Below are 25,140 nucleotides of genomic sequence, written 5' to 3' on the forward strand. Positions count from 1 at the left end.
TTTCCTGATAAACAGTCTATAAACATATTCATTATCCAGTTACCCTTTGCATATTGAACAAAAAATAATTACTTTCCCCTAACCAACTACCAAAGCATCCAATTGACATTATTAATGCACTCCGCAATCAGTGTGCTGACCTTATGATTAAATCCTACATCAGTTCCGATTTCGACACCATTGCCTCCTGGGTAACTGATGAAGATCTACTGCTTCAGTTTGCAGGAACAGATTTCTCATTCCCGCTAACGCGAAAGCAACTGGAAGATTACCAGATTTCCCATCCGGATCGTTGTTTTTATATCGGGTATCTGATTGATCAGGTTCCTTTTGCCTTTGGCGAGATCATCCCACAGGAAGGCGGAACACCCAGACTTGCACGAATACTTATTGGAGAACCTTCCAGAAGAAGTCAGGGATTAGGACGCCACTTTATAGGCTTACTATTGGAAGAAATCCGGCTACATTACCATAGCAGTACAGTTGATTTGTACGTCTGGGAAAAGAATGATGCCGCAATAAAATGTTATGAATCAGTTGGGTTTATCCTCTGCCCGGAACGCGCCATGACTATGCTCCATAAAGACCGCAGTTATCACATTCATAAAATGACCTATACCGCTGGTTTTAGCGTTTAGTTAAGGGCAGTATAGGCAAAGGCGCCAATAACAGTCCCAAATTTATAGATGGCAACACCAGCTAAAAGCAACAAGAAAATGGTTATTTTTTTATGTTTAAGGATGCGGTTTAGAAGAGCGTTATTTTCCATTTAAAAGGTATTTTACAGATTTAAATTGATTAATGATATCTGAAAGATAATAAAAGTTAGCTACAAAAAAGATAGTTGCGCAAAATCCTGAAGCGTATTACAATTATTTATATCTTTAAATTCCCTGATCCCATTCATTGGCCCTTAAGATGCTATTACCAACTGTAGGCATTGAGCAAATTTTCAACCTCCCTTATACTAAGGAGGATTTTAAACTTGTCCACCACCAACCCATCAATATGACCGTTATTCCTCATGCCCATAAGCATGATTTTTACATGATCTTATTGATTGAAAAAGGAGGCGGTACCCATACCATAGATTTTAAAGCGCATGAGGTGAAGGATCGAATGGTGTTTTTTCTGGCTCCCGGACAAGCCCATCAATGGGAATTGTCGGATGATACTTCGGGCTATCAACTCATGTTTTCCATGAAATTCCTGTTGTCAGGAAGTCAGCGTTTTCCCTATTTCAATTTATCAGCAGATCCTTACCTACCGCTTAAAACGGAACAGTATGAAGCTTTAATTACCGAATTGAAACAGATAGAAAAGGAGGAAGAGATTGGCGACGACCTTTATATCGACCTTATTCAAACCCGCTTACAGGTGATACTTTTGCTCCTGAAAAGATGGTATTCTGACAATTTTGATGTGCATGAATATGCACCAGATCATCGCATTATCAACAACTTTCTGGCCTTATTAGAAAGGCATTATACGGAACACAGCGAAGTTGGATTTTATGCCAGCGAGATGAGCGTTACGCCAAATTACCTGAATCAGGTATGTCGGAAAAAGGCCGGAATTACGGCTGGGGATTTGATCAGAGACCGGATTTTACTGGAAGCAAAAAGACTGCTCACCTTAACTCAGCTGGATATTAAAGAGATTGCTTATACCCTCGGCTTCAACGATTCTTCCTACTTTTCGAGGTTTTTCAAGAAATACACGGACATTTCTCCTCAGGAATTCCGCAAAATGAATAATTAGTACCCTTGATGTGCTAACCTGTCCTGCTCCATTAATTTCTGGAAATATAAATTTGTGTATGAAATACCGAATGATCCTATTGTTGTCTTCGCTGTTTTTCAGCTTAAACACTTTAACCGCCTGTTCACAGGAAAAAACTATGACTAGTAATACAACTGAGATCTTCCAGATCATTGCCAGACAGGACATCCCTGGATTGGAACTCTGGCTTGCTAAAAAGCCAGATCTGGAACTGAAAAACAAAAAAGGAGAAACACCACTGATGGCTGCTACGTACCTGAACCACCTCCCAATGGTGAAGTTGCTGATTGCTGCCGGAGCCAATGTAAATGCTCAGGACAGTATGTTGAACAGTCCGTTTTTATATGCCGGTGCTTCCGGATATCTGGAGATGGTGAAACTGTGTGTGAAATCAGGAGCCGATTACACCGTTTTCAACCGCTATAACGGATCTGCTTTAATTCCTGCCTGCGAAAAAGGCCATGTAGCTGTAGTGGCGGAGTTGCTAAAAGATAAAAAATACCCTATTGACCACATCAACAGATTAGGCTGGACGGCCTTATTGGAAGCCGTTATCTTAGGCGATGGCGGAGCAAAACAGGTGGAAATCGTACAATTACTGGTTGATGCCGGTTGCGATATCAGCATCAAGGACAAAGATGGTATCACCTCTTTAGAACATGCTAAAAAGAAAAACTTTAAAGAGATCATAACCATTCTGGAAAAAGCCGCTGCTAAAAAATAAGTATATGAGAAAACTACAATTAATGCTACTGGGCGTATTGTTCAGCCAGTTTAGCTTTGCACAAAAAATAACGGCAGATTTATTAATTAAATCCGCCACGATTATCGACATCAAAACAGGGAAACTGATCCCAAAACAAGGCATTGCCATCAAAGATGGAATGATTACGGCTGTATTTCCGGAAAGTCAGCTTTCTAAATATACTGCCGCTCAGACGCTGGATGCTACAGGGAAATTTGTCATGCCGGGTCTTTGGGACAACCACATGCACTTTGGCGGTGGCAAGGAACTGATCGAAGAAAACAAGAACCTATTGCCTTTGTACCTTGCTTATGGGATCACCACCATTCGCGATGCAGCGGCAGATATTAGTCCGAGTGTATTGCAATGGCGCGAAGAAATTGCCGCAGGAAAGCTACAAGGCCCAACTATTCTAACCTCCGGTCCGAAACTGGAAGGCTATAATTCGAGCTGGATTGGCGACATCGAAGTGGGAAATACCGCAGAAATCCTGGCTGCTTTGGATTCTTTGAAAAACATGAAAGTGGATTTTGTGAAGATTACAGACAATACCTTGAGTCCGCCGTTATTTTTAGAAAGCATTACCCTGGCACGTAAAGCAGGATATCAGGTTTCTGCACACATTCCAAATTCCATTACCATGGAGCAGATTGCCGCAGCTGGTTTAAGCTCGGTTGAACACCTGGGTTATGCCCTAAAAGCAGGCTCTAAAGTAGAGCAGGAAATCTCCAGAGAAGTTGCCGAAGGGAAATTGAAAGGGAAAGCTTTCAACCAGAAAGTGATGGATACTTTTGATGAAACCGCAGCCTTAGCTACTTATAGAAATATGGCGAAACATGGCATGTATCTTACGCCTACCCTATCACTGAGTTACATCCTGACTTACTTTGAAAAAGACAACCATAAGAATGACGATTACCTGAAATACATTGGTAAAGGATTACAACAAACTTATGTGGGTCGTGTAAAAAGAGTAGAACAGGACGATGCGGCGGCTATTGAATTCAGACATCAGCTATTTGAAAAAACAGCAAAAACACTTCCATTGTTACAAAAAGCAGGGGTAAAAATTATGGCTGGAACAGATGCCGGTTACCTCAACTCTTACACTTACCCAGGCATCGGTCTACATAAAGAATTGGAATTGATGGTGAAATATGGCTTAACCCCATTGCAGGCCTTACAGGCTTCCGTGATCAACTCACCTGCTTTCTTACATAAAACTGCTTATGGAAGTCTGAGTAAAGGCAAAAAAGCAGATCTACTGCTACTGGATGAAAACCCTTTGCAAAACATTAGCGCTACTCAAAAAATCTATGCAGTTGTGGCAAAAGGAACGGTATTAGACCGTAACACATTGAACAACATGCTGGAAGAAGTTAAAAAGAAAAACGATTAGACACCATAAAATCGCTTTACATTTTCTAATTTAGGGTTGAATAAGACAATTCAACCCTAATGAAGATCTCTCTCATTCTGGCAGATGACCATCCTGCAATTCTGGAAGGTATACAAGCCTACCTTCAAAAAGACGCTCAGTTTACCATCATTGACACGGTAAATAATGGGCTAAACCTCTTAAATTCTCCAAGACTCCGGGAGGCAGATGTGATTTTGCTGGACTTAAATATGCCTGGTCTCGACGGACTCAAAACGCTGGAAGAACTGAAAAAAATGTCGGTAAATGCCAGGGTCATCATCATGACCAATTACGATACGCAGGAACTCATCAAGGATTGCCGTTTAAAAGGTGCCGCTGGTTATGTGATCAAATCCGGAAAATTAACACAGCTTACTGAAGTAATTTTAAAGGTCTTTAAAGGGAAACGCTCCTTCCCCATTCTGGAAGAGCAATCAAACGAAGGCCCCTCCTATTCCTTTTTTGATGATTTCCTGAAAAAGCATAAGCTCACAAAAAGAGAAGTGGAAATTATACGGCTGGTGTGTCAGAATATGAAAACAAAAGAAATTGCCGGGCGACTGTATCTTTCCGAATTCACGATTCATACCCATCGGAAAAACATCATCAGGAAGCTTGAAATCGGGGATTCTACCCTTGCATTATATGATTTTGCCATTAAGAATAAACTGATCCTGAATTAAAAAAACAGGCATAAAAAAACAGGGTACCTTTCTAAAGGCACCCTGTTTTTCATTGGTTCAATCAATTAATAACCTGGATTCTGAGGTCTCAGGTTAGGATTATTTTTGTAATCTACTGATGGTAAAGGGAACAATAAATGTTTCTCTTTCAGGATCACATTCGGTGTTGCTGCAAAAGCATGTCCCACGAAATTGTCAAAACCATTGGTTGATTCATTGTACACTTTTCTTAAGCGCACCATATCAAACCAGGTAATTCCTTCATAGCACAGCTCATGCCAGCGTTCGCGCAATACTGCTTCTTCAAACTGTGTCTGACCTAAAGCAGCAATTGGTGTTAACAGAGCACGCTTTCTGATGGCATTTACCGCATCTAAAGCGTCCTGATTTGGCGAACCATCTGCACGGTTTTGTGCTTCTGCATAAGTTAATAAAACTTCTGCATAGCGGATTTGTGGCCAGTTGATACTGCTTTGAGCAGTACCTTTAACACCCAATGTTCCGTTAGCAATCACATCAAAGTGTTTAAAGATATATGGGGCATTTAATTGCACCAATTCCTTATATCCTTCTTTATAGTAAGAGGTATAGAAAAATCCTACCCTATCCTTTGTTCTTAAATCGCCCGGCTCATATGAGTTGTAGAAATTAGCCGTTGGCACCGTACTTCCCACCTCATCACTATAGGCAGAAACGTCTTTAAAGTTAGGTAGTAACAGCTGTTGCATTGGATTCGTAGCCACAGAAGCCAGGTACTGAATTTCGAACATATGTTCTTTTCTGTTCTCTGTAACCAGGCTATGCAATTCTGCATAAGTATCAAATAAACCGAAGCCACCGTCTTTGATCACTTCCAGCGATTTATCCGCAGCAAGTTTGTAATAAGCTTGTCCTTTGTTTAAAGGAAAACCAGCCATTGTTAAATATACTTTAGACAATAAAGCTTTCACAGCACCTTTACTGGCTGTTCCACTTGCGGTTTGCCATGGCAATCCTGCTGCTTCGGCAATAGTTAAATCTTCTACAATTTGACCGTAAACGGCTTCCGTTCCTGTTCTTGTCGGGTAAAAATCTGGTGATTTAATGTCCTGAGGGATCAGAATCACGGGTACATCACCGTATAATCTTACCAGGTAGAAATAGGCCCATGCACGTAAAAATCTAGCTTCGCCCAGCACTTGTTTTCTTCTGGTTTCATCCATTACCGCAATTGCAGGCACCTTTTGTATAGTTAGGTTGGTCTGCGCAATCACATTATACAAACCTGCCCACCAGTTTCTAATCAATAGATTTTCTCCGGTGAAAGATAAACCAGCAAGGTTATTCAGGTCCGAATTTTGTCCGGTTTCCGTCTTTGCAGTTCCGGTTACCAGCTCCAACATAGAGAAATTGGCCGCAAATATACCTGCCCCATTTCCGATGAAACGGGTCTGTGCATAACCTGCAGCAATAGAAGCTTCAGCATGCTCAGGAATGGTATAATAGGTTTCCGGTTCCAGGTTGGAGGGATCTTTTTCTTCGAGGAATTTCTTACATCCGGTTCCAAATACCACCATTGCAATCAGGAGGATTTTGCTTGAGGATTTTATATTTAATTTCATGATATCTTAATTAGTATGGTCAATTTTTAGAACTATAAACTCACATTTAAGCCCACCATAAACGTAGTTGGCTTAGGATAATCGAAGAACGTTTGTCCCTGTGCAAAAGCATTGGAATACGTAGTTACTTCAGGATCATTTCCAGAGAATTTAGTGGCCAGGAAGAAGTTTTGCACACTACCATAAACCCTCATTCTGCTTATTTTCAATTTCTTGGTGATGTTTTCGTTGAATGTATAACCCAGTAAAAGGTTTCTACCGCGGATAAACGAACCATCTTCTACCCAGTGACTATCCACATTGGTTACATAACCAGCTCTGGTATCACGAATTGCTGCGATAGGCGTGTTTTGGTTTTGAGGAGTCCATGCGTTTAAAACAGTCGCATAGCTATTGGCAATTCCAACGCGATCTTCGGCAGAGTGTTTGGTCATATCCAACACATCATTACCAGCAGAATATTGAAGTTCAATGGTTAAGTCTAAGTTTTTATACTTAAAAGTATTAGAGAAAGCACCCCATGCTTTAGGACTACCATTACCGATAATACCACGGTCATCATCATTGATCTGGTAATCACCATTCACATCCAGGTACTTAATATCTCCCGGAAGCACTGGCTTACCTGCTCTGTAATTATATTTTGCAGCTTCTGCGCGTTCGCTTTCGCTCCAGGTACCAAGGCGTGTTAATCCCCAGAAAGAACCTACTGCTTCACCCACACGGATAATTCCTGTTTCATTGGTAAATCCAGGATTTCCTACACCGAAAATATCTGCTGGTGTAGCCAGTGAAAGCACTTTATTTCTGTTAAAGGAAACGTTAAAGCTGGTATTCCAGGTGAAATTATCATTGGTAATATTCACCGTATTGATGGCCAACTCTAATCCTTTATTTTCCATGCTACCAATATTTCTGGTAATAGAAGCGTATCCACTGGTTAATGGAACCGGTGCATCCAATAGCATATCTGTGGTTTTACGGTAATACACATCCGCTTCCAGGTTAATTCTGTTTTTGAATAAGCCTAATTCTACACCAATATCAGATTGCCCTACTTTTTCCCATTTCAAGTCTGGATTGGCAAGACGGTTTGTACCTACACCACCAACTCTGGTATCGTCAATGATAGCCGCATATCCTGTACCCAGAACTCCTAATGATAAATAACTAGGGATTTCAGAGTTACCGGTTACCCCATAACTAGCACGTAATTTCAGGTTCGAGATCACGTTACTTTCTTTAATAAAATTCTCTTCTGAGACTTTCCAGGCTACCGCAGCAGATGGGAAGAAAGCATATTTGTTGTTTGCTCCGAATTTAGAAGAACCATCCGCACGACCAGTTGCCGTGAACAGGTACTTATCTTTGAAGCTATAATTTAAACGTCCGAAGTAAGAGTTAAAACCAAAACGTTCTGCTCTTGAAGAACCAGGAAGAGGCTTACTTGCTGCACCAAGGTTATTGTATTGTAAATAATCGGTAGAGAAGTTTTCGCCACTGGCACCAAAGCCAAAGATATTTGTTTCCTGCCATGACAAACCTAATAATGCAGTGATTGCATGATCTTTAGAAAAACGTTTATTGTAAGTCAGGTAATTTTCAAATGACCAATAAGTTTCTCTGTTGTTGTCTAAAGCAGCAGTACCTTTCTGATCAAAAGCGATTCCGTAAAGACTACGTCCATTAAATTCAGAACGACCACGGGTCACAACATTTGCGCCTAATACCGAACGGAATTCTAATCCTTCAGCAAGGTTGATATTCGCATAGGTATTTCCTAAAACACTTTGTGTCTGTAATAAATATTTACGGTCTGTTAGGATATGCACCGGGTTAGAACCTCCTTCTGCGCCTGGATAGTTGACATTGTCTGCCCAGGTACCATCAGGATATTTAACAGGTAGGAAAGGGAAACTTTCCGTGATCATCCTTACCGAGTTTAGTCCGCCTGTACCGATATCTACCAGATTTTCTGTTTGATTGGTATAGCTTAAACTACCGCCTACTTTCAACCATGTTTTCATTTGACTATCCATCGTAAACCTTCCCGAATAACGTTTCAGGTAAGAGTTTTTCAAGAGTCCGTTATCGTCTCTATAGCTCAGGAAGAATCCGTAAGTAGTTTCTGCATTACCGCCTGTAAATCCTAACTGGTGATTTTGAGACAGCTTATTTTGCGTCGCTTCTTCTAACCAATCCGTATCATACAATGGCTTTCCATTAGCATCAAAAAGCAAAGGCAATGATTTTCTTTTGATCCTTGGGTCTGTATAATTATTCGCTGCCCATCCTACAGGATCATAGATCTTCGCATTGTCGTAGGCTAAGTTTTCTACATCTACAAATTCCTGAGCATTCAGCATTTTGACGCGTTTTGGTCCGATGGTAGGCACACTAAAATCTACATCATAAGTGATTCTGTTACCAACAGTTCCTTTTTTAGTGGTGATCAGGATAACTCCGTTGGCACCTCTTGCCCCATAAATCGCTACTGATGACGCATCTTTCAATACTTCAACAGAGGCAATATCGCCAGGATTCAGGAAGTCGATTGCATTACTGCTTTGTGTTTGTGAACCTACCGGAAGGATTACACCATCCACTACATATAAAGGGTTGTTGGTGGTTTTGATGGAACTGAAGCCACGGATACGGATATTCGTTTGTCCACCCGGGCGACCAGAATTGGAGTTCACCTGTACCCCCGGAATACGTCCGGCTAAAGCCTGGTTTAAAGAAGCTGCCGGGCGTTCTTTCAATTGTTCTTCTTTTACAGAACCTACTGCCCCTGTTAAGTCAGATTTTTTTCGTGTTCCGTAACCTACTACGACCACATCATCCAGGTCTACGCCTGATGCTGGTTTCAGTTTAATTTTCAGCGGTGTTGCACCCGATCCTGCTTCGCGCGTTTGCGAATCATAGCCGATATAACTGAAGGTCAGCTGATCTGTTGGGTTTTCTACTTCAATACTGAATCTACCCGCAGCATCCGTTACCGTTGCTTTGTTGTTTTTTAGTGATTTAACGCCTACACCGGGTACTGGTTGAGAATTTTCATCTACTACTGTTCCAGTAATCAATATTTTCAGCGCATTGTTATTGGGAAACAAAAAAGTAGAGTGGGATTTCGCGGCCTTTCTCATCAGCTCAGATGAGGTTGCATTTGCCTGCAGTCCCGTTAAACAGAGCAAAGGAAGCCCTGCAAAAACTAAGTTTTTAATGTTCATTAGAATTTATATTTAGGTTAGTTTATTGGTTGTTTTGCATTCCCCGGATGCAAACTGCTTGTCGGAGCATGTTATAGAGGAGCTGATCTAAGCCGTTTTAACGATTTAGCTTTTCGGTCTGGTTAGCTTATTTACTCATAGTGATCCGTTTAGGTGAAACATCGGTTATCTATTTGGTTCTGGTAATTCGTTTTATTAATTTTTAAAGCGGACATAGCAATTCCTTCCCGATGCTAAAATCAGGTTCCCTATTTCTAAGGGAATCGGTTAAATCGAATATGGAATAGTATTTCCGCTAATTAGATGTGCTAATACGTTTTAAAAAATAGCGAGGTGTATATAATAAAAGTAGAATCATTCATATCTGGTTATATTTTGGTTAATGATCGTTTTATCAAAATGCATTAGCAGTTACTAATACGTTTTACTAAATCAATGATAGAGAATAATTCCTAAATATCAAATAATTTGTGAAACTAAATGTAAATCAGGTTCTTGGGGTGTTTAACGCCCTTTTAGATAGGAAATAATGAGTTTTGCGGTTCGTTCGGAAGCACCGGCTGTTCCCATCTTTCCGGACAATTCTGCGTAATCGGCCAACATCGTGGTCCTGACTTCCCCTTGAAGCAAGTCTTTTACCCTGGCCGTGATTTGCTGGGTGTTACAGTCTTCCTGAATGAGTTCGGTAACCACTTTACGGTCCATAATCAGGTTTACCAGCGAGATAAAGCGGATATTGACCAACATACGGGCAATGGCGACAGATATTTTACCGCCACGATACACCACTACTTGTGGCACATGGAATAAAGCCGTTTCCAGGGTTGCAGTCCCGGAAGCGACAATGGCTGCTTTGGCCACATGGAGCAATTGGTAGGTTTGTCCGAACACCAGGGTTACATTTGCCGTACTGATAAATTGCTCGTAATAGGCGGCCTCAAAACTAGGTGCGGCAGCTACTACAAACTGCTGATCAGGGAAAGCAGCGGTAACACTCAACATGTCTGGCAATAAGCGTTCAATTTCCTGTTTCCTGCTGCCTGGTAACAAGGCAATGATGTCTTTATCGAGCTTGTATTTAGTTTTAAAGTCCGGATCTGGTGTAAACTGTGCAATTTCATCCAGTAATGGGTTCCCTACATAATCTACTTCCATACCCCAGCCTTTGTAGAATTCTACTTCAAATGGCAGGATACAAAACAGCTTGTCAACGATCTTTTTGATCTTTAATACTCTCTTTTGATTCCATGCCCATACTTTAGGCGAGATATAGTAAGCGACTTTAATCCCGTTTGCTTTGGCAAATTCTGCGATTTTAAGGTTGAAGCCCGGAAAATCGATCAGGATCAATACATCCGGATGGTAAGCCAGTACATCTGCTTTACAGGCTTTCATGTTCCTGAAAATGGTCCTCAGGTTCATCAACACCTCGGTAAAGCCCATAAAGGCCATTTCTGAGTAGTGCTTTTTCAACTCCCCACCTTCGGATTTCATTTTATCACCCCCATAATAGCGAAACTCCGCAGCTGGATCTTCTTCTTTTAACGCTTTCATTAAGTTGGCGCCATGTAAATCTCCGGAGGCTTCTCCAGCTACTAAATAATATCTCATTATTGGTTGATTTTATAAAAAAAGAAGAGGAAAGCCCATAGGAAAGTGGCACTGATGATACCCCTACCGGTATTTTCCTTGTTTATTTTAAAGAAGTATTGGAGTAATAAAGCGTTAACGGCAATGGAGGCGATCAGCAATAAATCGGCCTTAGCCAAAAAAGCAAAACGGTGCATCAGGTACCAGGAGATGCTAATCAGGATACCGGGAGCCAGTATGCCGACTCCCAGTCCTATAAATACCGAATCTTTAACCCGTTTAAACATCAAATGTCCAGCTGTTCAATATAGGGATGGCATGGTGTGCCGTTAAATCGAATTGTACCGGGACAACAGATACGAAACCGTGTTCTAATGCCCATACGTCTGTATCTTCGCCTTTATCGTTGTTCTGGAAAACTCCCGTTAACCAGTAATATGGACGTTGGTAAGGATCTTTACGTTCATCGAAATCTTCTGCCCATTTGGCATTTGCCTGACGGCATATTTTTATTCCTTTTAAATCAGCTCCTTTTGGGAAGTTTACATTGAGTAAGGTTGCTTGTGGCAGACCGTTTTTCAAAACTTCTTCAGAGATGACTTTAATAAATTTCTTGCAGTGACTGAAATCGGCACCTTCCGAAAAATCATCCAGTGAAAATCCGATAGATGGAATTCCTTCAATCGCTCCTTCTACCGCAGCAGACATCGTTCCTGAATAAATCACATTGATAGAGTTGTTTAAACCGTGGTTGATTCCTGATACACATAAATCTGGTTTCTGACCTTTAAAGATCTTATTTACCGCCAGTTTTACGCAATCTACAGGCGTTCCCGAACATTTGTACATTTCTACGCCTTCATAAAGATCAACGCGGTCAAAACGTAATGGTTTTCCGATAGTAATGGCATGTCCCATTCCAGATTGTGGTCCGTCTGGTGCAACGACCACTACATTCCCCAATTCTTTCATCACTTCAATCAGGTTTTTAATTCCTGGTGCAGTGATTCCATCATCATTTACCACTAATATATTAGGTTTTGAATCTTGCTTCTTCATAATACAAAAATACGAGATTTAGATAGAATGTTGAGGAATAATCTACTTTCCGACTATATTTGAGTTATAACTTATTAAACATGAAGAACAAACTAATGCTACTCGCCTGTTTTTTGATTGCAGGAACGAGTTTAATGGCTCAGTCCGGTTTTCAATGGAAAACGGCAAGTTCGGGTGGATATACGTATAAGTATGTGACCAACGACCCGACAAAATCACGGTTCTACACCTTAAAAAATGGGCTGACCGTAATTTTATCGCCAAATACAAAAGAACCAACTATTGAATTCCGCATGAGTGTAAGAGCGGGAAGTAATACAGATCCACGCTCTGCAACCGGACTGGCGCATTACCTGGAGCATTTGTTATTTAAAGGAACTGACAAATTTGGTACGCTTGACTTCGCCAAAGAGAAACCTTTACTGGATAAGATTGATGCGCTTTATGAGCAATACAATAAGACCACTGATCCGGCAAAACGTAAAGAAATCTATGCGCAGATTGATAAAACTTCCGGTGAAGCTTCTCATTTTTCTATCGCAAATGAATACGATAAGATGATGAAATCTATTGGCGGACAATCTACCAATGCGCATACCTGGTATGAGGAAACGGTTTACAATGAAGATTTCCCTTCCAATGCAACAGATAAATTCCTGGCTTTACAGGCAGAACGTTTCCGTAACCCGATTTTCCGTATTTTCCATACGGAACTGGAAGCTGTTTATGAGGAGAAAAACAGAGGCTTAGATGATGATTCCTGGAAAATTAATGAGAAGACAGCTGAGTTGTTATTCCCTACCCATAATTATGGTCAGCAGACTACGATTGGTACGGTAGAGCATTTAAAAAACCCTTCTTTAGTCGAAATCAGAAAGTATTATAACAAATACTATGTGCCAAATAATATGGCGATCGCCATGGCCGGAGATTTCAATCCGGATGAAATGATCAAAAAAGTTGATCAGGCTTTCTCTTTTATGCAGGCAAAACCAGTTGAGTTATACAACCCGGCCCCGGAAAAACCATTAACGAAAGTTCAGAAACTGGATATCTATGGTCCAAGTGCAGAAAGCGTACGATTGTCTTACAGAGGTTTCGCTGAGAATACGCCACAAAGTTTAATGCTTGACCTGATTTCGAGTATTCTTTCCAATGGCAAAGCTGGTTTACTAGACATCAACTTAAATAAACAACAAAAAGTACTTCGTGCATCCGCAGGTTATCAGCAGATGAAAGATTACGGCATTTTCTTCTTGGTGGCACAGCCTAAACAAGGACAGACTTTAGCCCAGGCGCAACAATTGTTGTTGGATCAGCTGAATATCCTTAAAAAAGGAGATTTTGATGAAAGCTTGATTAAAGCGACTGTTGCCAATCAAAAACTGAGTTTATTACAGTCATTTGATGACAATGCTTTCCGTGTGGAAGCCGTTACCAATGAGTTTATCCTGAACCGTGCTACGAAATGGGATAAGTCCTTGAACGGACAGGATGCGATGGCAAAAATCACTAAAAAACAAGTAATTGACTTCGCTAATCAGTTTTTCAAAGACAATTATGTGGTAACCTACAAGCATAAAGGAGAAGATAAAAGTATTGCGAAAGTGGAGAAACCAACCATTACTCCGGTAGAAACCAATGCTACAGAAACGTCTCCATTCGCTAAAAACTTATTGGCAAAGCCATCTGCGCCAATTGCACCTAAGTTCTTAGATTTCCAGAAAGATCTTAATTTCGGTAAAGATGGTATCGCTGAGGTGATCACGGTAGAGAATAAAGAAAACAGTATTTTCCGTATGTCTTACCGCTTTGATATGGGTGCGTATAACAATCAATTGATGCCTTACGCAGCTCAATATCTTGCATTCTTAGCTACAGATAAATATACCGCTGAACAAATCAGTAAGGAGTTCTATAACATTGCTTGTAATTACACTTTTAATGTGAGCAATGAAGTTGCTACCATTAACATCAGTGGCTTACAGGAGAATTTTGATAAAGCTGTGAGCTTAGTAGAGCATATTTTAACGAATTGCAAAGCAAATGAGCAGGCTTTAACGGAATTGAAAAGCAGAATCCTTAAATCAAGAGACAACAATAAATTAAACAAAGCGGCAATTTTAGGTGGTTTGATGAGTTATGCTCAGTATGGTGCAACTAACCCAACCAATTTCACTTTAACAAATCAAGAGGTTAACAATATGACTTCGGCTGATTTATTGTCGATTTTACATAACCTGAGAAACTATAAGCATGTGATCACTTATTACGGTCCTGAGAACTTAAGTACTTTCAGTGCGAACATCAGTAAGCTACATAAACTGCCTGCAGAATTTACAGCTACCCCAGCGGCAAAGAAATTCGTTTACACAGAAAATGCAAAAAGTGAAGTTTATTTTGCAGACTATGATATGGTTCAATCTGAGGTTAGATGGGTAAGAAATGCTGGCAAATACGAGGCTGATCTTACCGGAAAAGTAACGCTTTTTAACAGTTATTTTGGTGGCGGTATGGGTTCTATTGTGTTCCAGACCATCAGAGAGTCTAAAGCACTGGCTTACTCTACTTTCGCAATTTTCTCTTCTCCTGATCGTGCAGACAAACAATATGCAATGGTTGCCTATGTGGGTAGTCAGGCAGATAAAATGAATGATGCGGTGACAGGAATGAATGAGCTGTTAAATGATCTGCCGAAATCGGAGAAGTCATTTGAAGCTTCAAAATCTAATGCCATGAATGCAATTGAAACCAGCAGAATTACTAAAGATGGGATCATTGCTGCCTATTTTGCGAATAAAAAACTAGGTATCGACCATGATGGTAGAATTGATGAATACAATGAGTTGAAACCTTTGACTTTTACAGATATCAAAACTTTCCATGATACACGCGTGGCCAATAAGCCATACAATTACTGTATCGTTGCTTCTGATAAAAAGGTGAAATTAGAGGATATGGAGAAATTTGGTAAGTTCAACAAATTGACCTTAGAGCAGATTTTCGGTTACTAATCTTTTTAAGTGAGTTACTAACCTTAAAAGCCAGCTTCCTATGAAAAAAAAACGCCGGATCATGAATTGATCCGGCGTTTTTAGTTTTTATATTGCTGACAGCGAATTGCCAGCTGAACTATTTACAGGGATTTTATCCAGGTGACTAGTTCATCACGGGTTTTTCCGGTTTTCTGTTGTAGTTTACCATACATTTCATCTTCTTTACCTTCTTCGTATTTCAGATCATCTTCGGTTAGATCGGCATAAGCTTGTTTCACTTTTCCTTTAATCTCATTCCATTTTCCTTTTAGTTCTAACGAATCCATAGTCTCTTTTTTTAAATGATTAACAATAAATAGATACCTAAAGAACAGCCCCAAAAACTTTTTGTTTGATTTTCTGTAACCTTTTACCCTTTTTGATCATCCTTATTAAAGGAGCTTCCCCGAAAAGGGCTGACCAAAAAGAAACCACAATCAAGACCTGAACCTAACCTGAATCAAATGAAAAAGCTACTCTATTTATTATTATTTACGATCTGTATTTCGCAGTCTTCCTGTACGATGTTCATCAAAGGAGTAAGTAAAAGCATCGTTAAAAAATACGATGACCACACCGACATGAATGTATCCTCTTTTCAGGTGATGGATAACAAAGGAAAAGTACATTCCTTTTCGGATTTATATGCCGGAAAAACTGTTTACTTATATACCTGGGAAAATACAAATGGCGGCCCTCCCCATGATAAAAACTATGATGATCTGAAGGCTCGTTTTGCTCAGTATCCAGATGTAGTTTTCGCGGATTTATACATTGGAGCAGATGAAAAAGCATGGCTTGAATTCGTTAAAAAACATCCGGTCAGCAATTCACTGTTGTTGGTTAAAGATGCGGCTTCGAACCGATTCCTGACTGCATTGGAAGGTTCTACAGAAGTTCCTTGCATCATTAGTAAAGACGGTGAAATACTTTCTTTCAAAGGACCAAAACCACAGGATAAGATCGTGGTAGATTATATTCTCTTCCAGGCCAGAAATGGTGTGGATGGTACGACCTCCGGAAAAAAACTGATCAAAGGTGTGAATAGTAAAGAAAAATTCAAGACGGAAGAATTGAACGATTGGTATAAAAAACATTATAAGGTAAATGAGATCAAGGATTTGTCTTTTGGCATTTCTTCTACGCAGTAAACATCCCTAAGAAAAGATTTTTACCCTAAAAAAAAGGCAGCCAGAGTAAATTACTCCGGCTGCCTTTTTGTATTTGCAATTATTTATTTCTCAGAACGCTGTTCTATTTCTGATTTTTAGCCTTTTCGATGATCTCTTCTACAACCGTTGGATCAAGCAATGTGCTGATATCGCCAAGATTGGAGATGTCACCCTCTGCGATTTTCCTTAAAATACGTCTCATGATTTTTCCTGAACGTGTTTTAGGTAATCCGGTTACGAAAAGAATTTTATCTGGTTTAGCAATAGCACCGATTACACGGGTTACCGTTTGCAGGATATCCTTGCGGGTAAGGTCGGCATCGTTATGGATATTCGGGAAAATTACGAAAGCATAAATACCTTGTCCTTTTACCTCATGCGGGAAGCCTACTACAGCACTTTCTACTACACCTGCGTGCATGTTGATGGCATTTTCTACTTCCGCAGTACCGATACGGTGACCGGATACATTGATCACATCATCTACCCTTCCGGTGATTCTATAATAGCCGTCTTCGTCTCTTAAACAACCATCACCAGTAAAGTAAAGGTTTTCATAAGTAGAGAAGTAGGTCTGCTTGCAACGCTCATGATCGCCATAAGTGGTGCGCAGCATGCCCGGCCATGGGAATTTGATACAAAGGTTACCGTTTACACCATTACCTTCAATCTCTACACCCTTTTCATCCACCAGAATTGGCTGAATACCCGGTAAAGGCAAGGTTGCGAAACTAGGTTTTGTTGGCGTTACAAAGGCAATTGGCGAAATCATGATTCCACCCGTTTCTGTTTGCCACCAGGTATCCACGATTGGACATTCTCCTTTTCCGATGTTTTCATCAAACCAGTGCCATGCTTCTTCATTGATCGGTTCTCCTACGGAGCCTAATACGCGAAGTGAGCTCATATCGATACCGTTTAATGGCTCTAATCCAAAGCTCATTAGCGAGCGAATCGCCGTTGGTGCAGTATATAAGATGTTTACTTTATGTTTTTCTACCACCTGCCACATTCTGGATGCATCAGGATAAGTAGGGATACCTTCGAACATCAAGGTGGTTGCTCCCTGAGAAAGCGGGCCATATACGATATAAGAGTGACCGGTAATCCAGCCAATATCAGCGGTACAGAAGAATACTTCGTCTTTCTGATAGTTAAATACGTTAGAGAAAGTATATCCTGCATATACCATATAGCCACCAATGGTATGTACTACCCCTTTTGGCTTACCGGTAGAACCGGAGGTATATAAGATGAACAACAGGTCTTCGGCGTCCATTTCTTCTGCCGGACAGTTGGTATCTACTAATTTAATTTCATCTTCCCACCAGATATCACGGCCTTTCAGCATAGAAACCGGTGTTCTGGTATGCGTTAAAACGATCACACGTTCTACGGTTGGGCAACCGATCAAAGCATCATCAATTACTTCTTTCAATTGAATCTGTTTATTCCCTCTGAATGCACCATCGGCAGTGATCACCACTTTACATTCGGCATCATTGATTCTATCGGCAATAGATTTGGCAGAAAATCCACCAAAAACCACAGAGTGTACGGCACCAATACGGGCACAGGCCAATACGGCAACGGCAAGTTCAGGAACCATCGGCATGTAAATACATACACGGTCGCCTTTTTTAACGCCATTTTTCTTCAGCACATTTGCGAAACGGCAAACCTGCTCATGTAATATTTTATAACTTAGGGTAATGCTGTCTTTTGTAGGATCATTTGGCTCCCAGATGATGGCAGGCTTATCGCCATTCTCCGCCAGATGACGATCCAGACAGTTTTCCGTGATATTTAATTTAGCTCCTTCGAACCACTTGATGTTTGGCTCTGAGAAGTTCCAGGATAATACTTTATCCCATTTCTTTCTCCACAAGAAATTATCAGCGATACCTGCCCAGAATTGTTCAGGTTGGTCCACGCTCAACTTATAAGTTTCTTGATACTCTTCAATAGAATTAATTTGCATGATTTGGTTTATGTCAACAACTAAAACTCAAATATAACTTTATTCAGTCCCTATCAAAATTTTAATCCGAGGTTTTACTGTTGTTTTAGCCCCGGATTTTAAGAAAAAACCAGAAGATCAGTGTTTTTATTGTCATTTATCAGGTATAAAAGGGAAATCTTTGCGCTTTTTACATACGCTTTGCCCGATTTATCGGACTTGCTATAGGAGATCATTGCAAGTTCTAGCTAAATCACTGGTTTACTGAGAATTTACCTGGATTCTTTTTCTGTCCCGAACCAGCAGATTACTATACTATATATTGATTAGTTACAAAATATTTTTAAACCAAAGCGGATACTCAGGTGTCTATTCTATATCAGTAATACATCAAATCTTTAGCAAACTTTAAATCATCACCAATCTCTTCAGCGATGAGTAAACAACTATACGATCAGATTGCCTCTATATTAAGAAGGGCGGAACTAGCCAACCAGCATTACCAGACGGAATCTTTAAAGTGGAACCTTGATCCACACAAAGCGGAGCATCGGGAAATGAGGGAGGCGCTGAAAGAAATTTATGAGGTACGGATTCCGCTTACAATAGTAATGATGATGAAAGCGATTGCTATTCCAGGCATAAATAATCTGATTTTACATGAAGTATTGCATCCTGATCTCCAGATTGTTCAGCAAGCCTATGGTGTTACCCCTACTTTATACCACATGGAAGAAAATAAATCCGTTTGGTTACAGCAGCTGGAGAAGGAAAAAAAACCGGAGCTGGTACATTACATCAACGATTTCCGGAGATTTGTCTTACAATTTGAAAACCTATTGGGTGATTTAGAAGAATCTGTGGCCTTGTAATCCGTATAAATGTTGTATATTGCGCCCCGAGAGCATCCACGGTAGGGATCTGGGCAGCAGTCCGTAACACGCTGTAAATAAATTCAAAATATTTTAGATACCTACTTGATGATTACAAATATTTTATTGATATTTGCACACTCTTAAAAAAATTAAGAAAACATAATTAACACTATATTTAAAGGCATGTCTAGAGTTTGTGATTTAACCGGAAAAATGGCAATGACAGGTTTTAATGTTTCTCACTCAAACGTTAAAACTAAGCGTAAGTTTTATCCCAACTTACAACTTCAGAAATTTTATATTCCTGATGAGGATCGTTGGATAACACTGAAAGTTTCTACTTCAGCTATCAAAACCATTAATAAAATTGGTATTACTGAGGCGATTAATCGCTTCATGAAAAAAGGATATTTGTAAATAACATTGGTTGATGTGAATCGACCTTAAGATTAATAAAATGGCAAAAAAAGGTAACAGAGTACAAGTTATTCTAGAGTGTACGGAGCATAAAACTAGTGGCATGCCTGGTATGTCTAGATATATCTCTACTAAAAACCGTAAAAACACTACTGAGAGATTAGAATTGAAAAAATTCAATCCAGTTTTGAAAAAGGTAACTGTACATAAAGAAATTAAGTAATACATTTAGTATTTAACTAAATACAATCTATTTAGATCATGGCAAAAAAGGTAGTTGCAACCCTTAAAACGGGAAAAGGTAAAGAATATTCGAAAGTTATTACAATGACTAAATCACCAAGAACTGGTGCTTATTCTTTCAAAGAAGTTATTGTTCACAACGATCACGTTCAAGATGCTATTGCATCCAAAAAATAATTTTAATATTTAATTATATTAAAGCCGTCCCTTTTAAATGGGAGGGCTTTTTTTGTTTAGTTAGACATTGTATGGGTTTATTTGATTTTTTCAAGAAAAAGGAAACTGCTCCCGAGGCGCAGGTAGCGCTGGACAAGGGTTTAGAGAAAACTAAAGAGGGCTTTTTGAGTAAAATCACGAAGGCCGTTGCTGGTAAATCGACAGTTGATGATGATGTGCTCGATAATCTTGAGGAGGTTTTAGTGACTTCCGATGTTGGTGTTACCACCACACTAAAAATTATTGACCGTATACAAGCTCGTGTAGCTAAGGATAAGTATTTATCAACATCAGAATTGCATCGCCTGTTGCGTGATGAAATACAACTGATGCTTTCTGAAAACAACAGCAATGATTTCCGCAAGTTTGAATATGGACAACATAAGCCTTATGTAATTATGGTGGTTGGTGTAAATGGTGTTGGTAAAACGACTACCATTGGTAAGCTGGCACATAAACTGAAAGCGGAAGGACTAAGCGTAGTTTTAGGCGCCGCCGATACTTTCAGAGCAGCAGCTGTTGAACAGATCAAATTATGGGGAGAACGTGTTGGTGTACGCGTAGTGGCACAGGCAATGGGTTCAGATCCTGCTTCTGTTGCTTACGACACTTTGCAATCTGCTGTCGCCAATGGCGAAGATGTAGTGATCATTGATACTGCCGGACGTTTACACAACAAAATTGGCCTGATGAATGAATTGGGTAAAATTAAAAATGTGATGGAAAAGGTAATCCCTTCTGCCCCACATGAAATATTATTGGTATTGGATGGTTCGACAGGGCAAAATGCCTTCGAACAATGTAAACAGTTTACTGAGGCTACCGACGTAAATGCATTGGCCATTACCAAACTGGATGGTACCGCTAAAGGTGGTGTCGTGATCGGAATCTCTGATCAGTTTAAAATTCCGGTAAAATATATAGGCGTTGGCGAAAGCGTAAACGACCTGCAATTATTTGACAAAAAAGCATTTGTAGACAGCTTGTTTAACTAGTTTTTAGTTCAACAGAAGAATTCTACTCCAAATAAAAAATCATGAATACAAAACCCACATCTAAAATCATCCCCCTTAAAAAACCTAAAATCAATGTAATTACTTTGGGTTGTTCCAAAAACCTTTACGATTCAGAAGTTTTGATGGGTCAGCTGCGTGGCAATAGCATGGATGTGGTCCATGAATCTGATAAAATGGGGAAAGATGATATTGTAGTCATCAATACCTGCGGTTTTATCGATAATGCCAAGCAAGAATCAATTGATACGATCTTACAGTACAGTGAGCTTAAAGACGCTGGTAAAATTGCAAAAGTAATTGTGACCGGTTGTCTATCGGAAAGATATAAGCCTGAACTGGAAGCGGAAATCACCAATGTTGATGCTTTCTTTGGTACCAACGATTTGACTAACATCTTACACTCACTAGGTGCAAATTATAAGCATGAACTGATTGGGGAAAGGTTATTGACCACTCCTTCTCATTACGCTTATTTTAAAATTGCAGAAGGCTGTAATCGCCCTTGCTCTTTCTGTGCCATTCCTTTGATGCGTGGTAAACACGTTTCCAGAGATATGAATGAGTTGGTAAATGAAGCAAAAATTCTGGCCGCTAACGGTACTAAAGAATTAATTCTGATTGCACAGGATCTGACTTATTACGGTTTAGACATTTACGGAAAACGTAACCTGGATGAATTGTTAAGACGTCTTTCTGATGTAAATGGTATTGAATGGATCAGATTACAATATGCTTACCCTTCCGGTTTCCCGATGGAAATTCTGGATGCAATGAACGAACGTGATAACATCTGTAAATATCTGGATATGCCTTTACAGCACATCACGGATAACATGTTGAAATCTATGCGTCGTGGTATTACGAAACAAAAGACCATTGATATCGTTAATCAGATCAGAGATAAAGTGCCTAATATCGCTATGCGTACTACTTTAATTTGTGGTTACCCTGGTGAAACAGAAGCTGATTTCGAAGAGATGATGAGCTGGGTTGAAGAAACTAAATTCGATAGATTAGGCTGTTTCACTTACTCTCATGAAGAAAAAACTCATGCCCATGATTTAGTGGATGATGTACCTGCGGAAGTAAAACAGGAACGTGTAGATGCCATCATGGAATTACAACAAGGGATCTCTTATGAGATTAACCAGGAAAAAATCGGTCATACTTATAAAGTACTGGTAGATAGAAAAGAAGGTGATTTCTTCATCGGAAGAACTGAATTTGACTCTCCTGAGGTTGATAATGAGGTTTTAATTGACGCTTCAACAGGTTATGCTGCCAATGGAAGCTTCGTAAATGTGAAGATTGACAGAGCTGAGGATTTCGATCTATATGGACAAATTGTAAAATAAATTTGTGATGTATTGACTTCTGGTTTATTAACTTAAATTCGTAGCAATGCAGGCCAGATACATCTCTTACCAGGAAACCAATGCCTTCTCCAGCGCTGTACTCGATTACATCGACGGAAAGGATCAGTTAAGTGCTTTTTATAAGTACACACCGGACTTTGAAGGCTTTGCTAAAGCCATCGAAAACCGCCATTTTAAAGGAAACAGGGCTGTATTGACCCGAATCCTCAAAAAGCAATATGCGACCATTAAGGCTCCCGCTTTAGTGGAACAAAATATACATCTTTTAGCTGATGACCGGACTTTTACCATTACCACCGGTCATCAGCTTAATATCTTTACCGGCCCACTTTATTTCATTTATAAGATCGTTACTGCCATTAACCTTGCAAAAGAGTTAAAGGAGAAGTTTCCGAATGAAAACTTTGTGCCTGTCTATTGGATGGCTACGGAAGATCATGATTTTGAAGAGATCAACCATGTGAAAATCGAGGATAAAAAACTCAGCTGGAATAAAAAAGCAGCCGGAGCTACCGGAAGATTAAGCACCAAAGACATCACAGAAACCTTGTTGGCTTATAAAGGCTATCTCGGTATTACCGAAAATGGCTTACAACTAGCTGCCCTGGTAGAAAAAGCGTATACACAACATGAAAAACTTTCTGATGCCACCAGAGAACTGGTAAACGGTTTATTTGGGAAGTACGGATTAGTCTGCGTAGATGCCGACGAGCCTGAATTAAAAAAGGAATTTGCACCTATTATGGAGGCCGATATTATTGGTCAGCATAGCTTTGAGCACATTTCGGAGAGCAATGCCGCGCTGGAAGCGAAAGGTTATAAAACGCAGGTAAACCCAAGAGAAATTAACTTCTTTTACATGACAGACCAATTGAGGGAACGTATTGTAGAAGAGGATAACGTCTACAAGGTGATGCATACGTCTATTCAGTTTACGGAAGCGGAATTGAAACAGGAAATCGCTGATTTTCCGGAACGTTTTAGTCCGAATGTAGTGATGCGTCCGGTTTATCAGGAGCTGATCCTGCCAAACCTTGCCTATATTGGTGGTGGTGCAGAACTGACCTACTGGTTGCAATTAAAAGCAAATTTCGACTATTATCAGGTTGATTTCCCTGTTTTGTTGCTTAGAAACTCGGCTTTAGTGATCGATAAACGTTCTGAGCTGAAAATGCAGATTCTCGGTATTAGTCATATAGACCTCTTTAAAGATACAGAAACGCTTAAAAACGACTGGATCAAAGCGCATGTCAATTTACAGCTGACTTTAAGCGATGAACAGCGTACTTTGAGTGCTATATTTGATCAGATCAAGCTTAATGCTTACAAGATCGACAAAACCCTTTCTCAATCAGCTGATGCTGCTAAAACTAAGGCTTTAAAACTGATTGTTAATTTAGAGAAGAAAATGCTTAGAGCTGAAAAGCGAAAGCATGATACTTCCTTATCACAAATTGACAATTTAAAAGGGAAACTTTTCCCGACAGGGGTATTACAGGAAAGAGTGCTCAATATCGCGCCTTTGTATGTTGCCTATGGCGAGGATTTCATTGATTCCCTGATTTTAACTTTCAAACCATTGGACCACCAGTTTACGGTTCTATTTGCTTCATAAAAAATGACTTTTCATACTTTTACAGAACAAAATTTACGTCAGTTTACGGAAAGCGTATTCCTGAAAATGGGCTGTCCGGTAGCGGATGCGCAGTTGGCAGCAGATGTTTTGCTGAAATCTGATTTACGTGGAATAGATTCTCATGGGGTAGCCCGGTTAAGTGGCTATGTCAGATTATGGGAAAAAGAACGCATCAATGCGACACCGAATGTACGTGTGGTTCATGAAACACCAACAACAGCTACTGTTGACGGCGATGCCGGATTAGGTTTAGTGGTTGCTCCTTTTGCCATGAAAGTAGCTATTGAAAAGGCGAAGATTTATGGTAGTGGCTGGGTAGCCGTTAAAAACTCTAATCATTTTGGAATTGCCGGATACCATGCTTTAATGGCGGTAGAACAAGATATGATCGGTGTAAGTATGACGAATGCGAGTCCGCTGGTTGCTCCTACTTATTCAAATGAAAGATTATTGGGCACCAACCCGATGTGTTATGCTTTTCCTGCCGGAAAATACCCACCTGTAGTGGTGGATATGGCTACCGCAGCAGCGGCAAACGGAAAATTGGAGATTGCACAAAGAGCCAATCTACCTGTTCCTGAAGGTTGGGTACAGGATAAGGATGGAAATTCTTCTACGAACCCACATCAATTGAAAGATGGCGGTTCTCTTTTGCCTTTAGGTAGCGATAAAGACCACGGCAGTCATAAAGGTTATGGCTTAAGTGCGACAGTAGATATACTATCGGCTGTGCTTTCAGGTGCCAATTATGGCCCATGGGTCCCTCCTTTTGTGGCTTTTCTGGAACCTTCTGCAAACCCGGTAGGTGAAGGATTAGGGCATTTCTTTGGTGCGATGCGGATTGATGGCTTCCGCCCTGCGGAAGATTTCAAGAATCATCTGGACAACTGGATCGAAAGATTTCAGTCGGCCCGCACAGTTGATCCGGGTAAAAAAGTAATCATTCCAGGTGAACCGGAATATGCTTTTGAGCAGGAAAGAAAAGTTAAAGGCATTCCAATTATTGATGTGGTAGTCAATGATCTGAACGAACTGGCAAAAAAATTAGGAATAACAGGTCTTGTTTAAGGCCTGTTATTTTATT

At 40.1% G+C, this 25,140-nt stretch carries 22 protein-coding genes; 15 read left to right on the forward strand and 7 right to left on the reverse strand.

Features of this window, described 5'->3' with window-relative positions:
* Positions 1 to 143 precede the first annotated feature (143 nt).
* The 5 genes from R2Q66_RS16475 (at position 144) to R2Q66_RS16495 (ending at position 4,630) form a co-directional block, all read left to right on the forward strand.
* Positions 144 to 638, forward strand: a complete 495-nt coding sequence (locus tag R2Q66_RS16475) for a GNAT family N-acetyltransferase (protein ID WP_316750957.1) — start codon at positions 144 to 146, stop codon at positions 636 to 638.
* Between the two features lie 280 nt (positions 639 to 918).
* Positions 919 to 1,761, forward strand: a complete 843-nt coding sequence (locus R2Q66_RS16480) for a helix-turn-helix domain-containing protein (RefSeq protein ID WP_316750959.1) — start codon at positions 919 to 921, stop codon at positions 1,759 to 1,761.
* Positions 1,762 to 1,900: 139 nt separating this feature from the next.
* Positions 1,901 to 2,506 carry an ankyrin repeat domain-containing protein gene (locus R2Q66_RS16485; RefSeq protein WP_316750961.1) on the forward strand — a complete coding sequence of 202 codons (606 nt, stop codon included), beginning with the start codon at positions 1,901 to 1,903 and terminating at the stop codon, positions 2,504 to 2,506.
* 4 nt (positions 2,507 to 2,510) lie between these two features.
* Positions 2,511 to 3,926: an amidohydrolase family protein gene (locus tag R2Q66_RS16490; protein WP_316750963.1), complete on the forward strand. Its 1,416-nt coding sequence runs from the start codon at positions 2,511 to 2,513 to the stop codon at positions 3,924 to 3,926.
* A 59-nt stretch (positions 3,927 to 3,985) separates the two neighbouring features.
* On the forward strand, positions 3,986 to 4,630 hold the full coding sequence (locus R2Q66_RS16495) for a response regulator transcription factor (protein WP_316750965.1): 645 nt from the start codon (positions 3,986 to 3,988) through the stop codon (positions 4,628 to 4,630).
* A 65-nt stretch (positions 4,631 to 4,695) separates the two neighbouring features.
* On the opposite strand, the gene R2Q66_RS16500 is transcribed toward R2Q66_RS16495, so the two are convergent.
* The 5 genes from R2Q66_RS16500 to surE all read right to left on the reverse strand — a co-directional run bounded on the left by R2Q66_RS16500 (position 4,696) and on the right by surE (position 12,110).
* Positions 4,696 to 6,231, reverse strand: coding sequence for a RagB/SusD family nutrient uptake outer membrane protein (locus R2Q66_RS16500; RefSeq protein ID WP_316750967.1), 1,536 nt, complete (start codon positions 6,229 to 6,231; stop codon positions 4,696 to 4,698).
* Positions 6,232 to 6,263: 32 nt separating this feature from the next.
* A complete protein-coding gene (locus R2Q66_RS16505; protein ID WP_316750969.1) occupies positions 6,264 to 9,461 on the reverse strand; it encodes a TonB-dependent receptor in 3,198 nt (1,065 codons plus the stop codon).
* 504 nt (positions 9,462 to 9,965) lie between these two features.
* A complete protein-coding gene (gene lpxB, locus R2Q66_RS16510; protein WP_316750971.1) occupies positions 9,966 to 11,072 on the reverse strand; it encodes a lipid-A-disaccharide synthase in 1,107 nt (368 codons plus the stop codon).
* The gene (locus tag R2Q66_RS16515) at positions 11,072 to 11,338 is read right to left on the reverse strand and encodes a stationary phase survival protein SurE (protein ID WP_316750973.1); all 267 of its coding nucleotides are present in this window, start codon (positions 11,336 to 11,338) and stop codon (positions 11,072 to 11,074) included. The genes lpxB and R2Q66_RS16515 overlap by 1 nt, the downstream gene beginning before the upstream one ends.
* Positions 11,331 to 12,110 carry a 5'/3'-nucleotidase SurE gene (gene surE / locus R2Q66_RS16520; RefSeq protein WP_316750975.1) on the reverse strand — a complete coding sequence of 260 codons (780 nt, stop codon included), beginning with the start codon at positions 12,108 to 12,110 and terminating at the stop codon, positions 11,331 to 11,333. The genes R2Q66_RS16515 and surE overlap by 8 nt, the downstream gene beginning before the upstream one ends.
* An 80-nt stretch (positions 12,111 to 12,190) precedes the next feature.
* Here surE and R2Q66_RS16525 point away from each other — a divergent pair, with 80 nt between their 5' ends.
* Positions 12,191 to 15,124 carry a M16 family metallopeptidase gene (locus R2Q66_RS16525; protein WP_316750976.1) on the forward strand — a complete coding sequence of 978 codons (2,934 nt, stop codon included), beginning with the start codon at positions 12,191 to 12,193 and terminating at the stop codon, positions 15,122 to 15,124.
* 122 nt (positions 15,125 to 15,246) lie between these two features.
* On the opposite strand, the gene R2Q66_RS16530 is transcribed toward R2Q66_RS16525, so the two are convergent.
* Positions 15,247 to 15,432, reverse strand: coding sequence for a CsbD family protein (locus R2Q66_RS16530; RefSeq protein WP_316750979.1), 186 nt, complete (start codon positions 15,430 to 15,432; stop codon positions 15,247 to 15,249).
* A gap of 177 nt (positions 15,433 to 15,609) precedes the next feature.
* On the opposite strand from R2Q66_RS16530, the gene R2Q66_RS16535 reads away from it, so the two are divergent.
* Positions 15,610 to 16,296: a hypothetical protein gene (locus R2Q66_RS16535; protein ID WP_316750981.1), complete on the forward strand. Its 687-nt coding sequence runs from the start codon at positions 15,610 to 15,612 to the stop codon at positions 16,294 to 16,296.
* A 103-nt stretch (positions 16,297 to 16,399) separates the two neighbouring features.
* On the opposite strand, the gene acs is transcribed toward R2Q66_RS16535, so the two are convergent.
* Positions 16,400 to 18,298 carry an acetate--CoA ligase gene (gene acs / locus R2Q66_RS16540; RefSeq protein ID WP_316750983.1) on the reverse strand — a complete coding sequence of 633 codons (1,899 nt, stop codon included), beginning with the start codon at positions 18,296 to 18,298 and terminating at the stop codon, positions 16,400 to 16,402.
* A gap of 413 nt (positions 18,299 to 18,711) precedes the next feature.
* Between acs and R2Q66_RS16545 the strand changes: the two genes are divergently transcribed.
* From R2Q66_RS16545 to R2Q66_RS16580, 8 genes are all read left to right on the forward strand, one after another.
* Positions 18,712 to 19,149 (forward strand): hypothetical protein, encoded by a 438-nt coding sequence (locus R2Q66_RS16545; RefSeq protein ID WP_316750985.1) that lies wholly within the window; start codon positions 18,712 to 18,714, stop codon positions 19,147 to 19,149.
* 186 nt (positions 19,150 to 19,335) lie between these two features.
* Positions 19,336 to 19,569 carry a 50S ribosomal protein L28 gene (gene rpmB, locus R2Q66_RS16550; protein ID WP_039866682.1) on the forward strand — a complete coding sequence of 78 codons (234 nt, stop codon included), beginning with the start codon at positions 19,336 to 19,338 and terminating at the stop codon, positions 19,567 to 19,569.
* 40 nt (positions 19,570 to 19,609) lie between these two features.
* Complete coding sequence (gene rpmG / locus R2Q66_RS16555; RefSeq protein WP_008242799.1) at positions 19,610 to 19,792, forward strand: 50S ribosomal protein L33; 183 nt, start codon at positions 19,610 to 19,612, stop codon at positions 19,790 to 19,792.
* Between the two features lie 38 nt (positions 19,793 to 19,830).
* Positions 19,831 to 19,989, forward strand: coding sequence for a DUF4295 domain-containing protein (locus R2Q66_RS16560; protein ID WP_082461406.1), 159 nt, complete (start codon positions 19,831 to 19,833; stop codon positions 19,987 to 19,989).
* Between the two features lie 71 nt (positions 19,990 to 20,060).
* On the forward strand, positions 20,061 to 21,023 hold the full coding sequence (gene ftsY, locus R2Q66_RS16565) for a signal recognition particle-docking protein FtsY (protein WP_316750992.1): 963 nt from the start codon (positions 20,061 to 20,063) through the stop codon (positions 21,021 to 21,023).
* A gap of 41 nt (positions 21,024 to 21,064) precedes the next feature.
* A complete protein-coding gene (gene rimO / locus R2Q66_RS16570) occupies positions 21,065 to 22,399 on the forward strand; it encodes a 30S ribosomal protein S12 methylthiotransferase RimO (RefSeq protein ID WP_316750994.1) in 1,335 nt (444 codons plus the stop codon).
* Positions 22,400 to 22,445: 46 nt separating this feature from the next.
* The gene (gene bshC, locus R2Q66_RS16575) at positions 22,446 to 24,035 is read left to right on the forward strand and encodes a bacillithiol biosynthesis cysteine-adding enzyme BshC (protein ID WP_316750996.1); all 1,590 of its coding nucleotides are present in this window, start codon (positions 22,446 to 22,448) and stop codon (positions 24,033 to 24,035) included.
* A gap of 3 nt (positions 24,036 to 24,038) precedes the next feature.
* Entirely contained in the window at positions 24,039 to 25,124 is a 1,086-nt protein-coding gene (locus R2Q66_RS16580; RefSeq protein WP_316750998.1) for an Ldh family oxidoreductase, read from the forward strand.
* Positions 25,125 to 25,140 lie beyond the last annotated feature (16 nt).

The organism is Pedobacter gandavensis (assembly GCF_032677645.1).
GTDB classification, from domain to species: domain Bacteria; phylum Bacteroidota; class Bacteroidia; order Sphingobacteriales; family Sphingobacteriaceae; genus Pedobacter; species Pedobacter gandavensis_A.

Excerpts from the sequence above, each read along its gene's own strand:
- R2Q66_RS16475 (WP_316750957.1), top strand. The coding sequence starts at position 144 with ATGATTAAATCCTACATCAGTTCCGATTTCGACACCATTGCCTCCTGG.
- R2Q66_RS16480 (WP_316750959.1), top strand. The coding sequence starts at position 919 with ATGCTATTACCAACTGTAGGCATTGAGCAAATTTTCAACCTCCCTTAT.
- R2Q66_RS16485 (WP_316750961.1), top strand. The coding sequence starts at position 1,901 with ATGACTAGTAATACAACTGAGATCTTCCAGATCATTGCCAGACAGGAC.
- R2Q66_RS16490 (WP_316750963.1), top strand. The coding sequence starts at position 2,511 with ATGAGAAAACTACAATTAATGCTACTGGGCGTATTGTTCAGCCAGTTT.
- R2Q66_RS16495 (WP_316750965.1), top strand. The coding sequence starts at position 3,986 with ATGAAGATCTCTCTCATTCTGGCAGATGACCATCCTGCAATTCTGGAA.
- R2Q66_RS16500 (WP_316750967.1), bottom strand. The coding sequence starts at position 6,231 with ATGAAATTAAATATAAAATCCTCAAGCAAAATCCTCCTGATTGCAATG.
- R2Q66_RS16505 (WP_316750969.1), bottom strand. The coding sequence starts at position 9,461 with ATGAACATTAAAAACTTAGTTTTTGCAGGGCTTCCTTTGCTCTGTTTA.
- lpxB (WP_316750971.1), bottom strand. The coding sequence starts at position 11,072 with ATGAGATATTATTTAGTAGCTGGAGAAGCCTCCGGAGATTTACATGGC.
- R2Q66_RS16515 (WP_316750973.1), bottom strand. The coding sequence starts at position 11,338 with ATGTTTAAACGGGTTAAAGATTCGGTATTTATAGGACTGGGAGTCGGC.
- surE (WP_316750975.1), bottom strand. The coding sequence starts at position 12,110 with ATGAAGAAGCAAGATTCAAAACCTAATATATTAGTGGTAAATGATGAT.
- R2Q66_RS16525 (WP_316750976.1), top strand. The coding sequence starts at position 12,191 with ATGAAGAACAAACTAATGCTACTCGCCTGTTTTTTGATTGCAGGAACG.
- R2Q66_RS16530 (WP_316750979.1), bottom strand. The coding sequence starts at position 15,432 with ATGGATTCGTTAGAACTAAAAGGAAAATGGAATGAGATTAAAGGAAAA.
- R2Q66_RS16535 (WP_316750981.1), top strand. The coding sequence starts at position 15,610 with ATGAAAAAGCTACTCTATTTATTATTATTTACGATCTGTATTTCGCAG.
- acs (WP_316750983.1), bottom strand. The coding sequence starts at position 18,298 with ATGCAAATTAATTCTATTGAAGAGTATCAAGAAACTTATAAGTTGAGC.
- R2Q66_RS16545 (WP_316750985.1), top strand. The coding sequence starts at position 18,712 with ATGAGTAAACAACTATACGATCAGATTGCCTCTATATTAAGAAGGGCG.
- rpmB (WP_039866682.1), top strand. The coding sequence starts at position 19,336 with ATGTCTAGAGTTTGTGATTTAACCGGAAAAATGGCAATGACAGGTTTT.
- rpmG (WP_008242799.1), top strand. The coding sequence starts at position 19,610 with ATGGCAAAAAAAGGTAACAGAGTACAAGTTATTCTAGAGTGTACGGAG.
- R2Q66_RS16560 (WP_082461406.1), top strand. The coding sequence starts at position 19,831 with ATGGCAAAAAAGGTAGTTGCAACCCTTAAAACGGGAAAAGGTAAAGAA.
- ftsY (WP_316750992.1), top strand. The coding sequence starts at position 20,061 with ATGGGTTTATTTGATTTTTTCAAGAAAAAGGAAACTGCTCCCGAGGCG.
- rimO (WP_316750994.1), top strand. The coding sequence starts at position 21,065 with ATGAATACAAAACCCACATCTAAAATCATCCCCCTTAAAAAACCTAAA.
- bshC (WP_316750996.1), top strand. The coding sequence starts at position 22,446 with ATGCAGGCCAGATACATCTCTTACCAGGAAACCAATGCCTTCTCCAGC.
- R2Q66_RS16580 (WP_316750998.1), top strand. The coding sequence starts at position 24,039 with ATGACTTTTCATACTTTTACAGAACAAAATTTACGTCAGTTTACGGAA.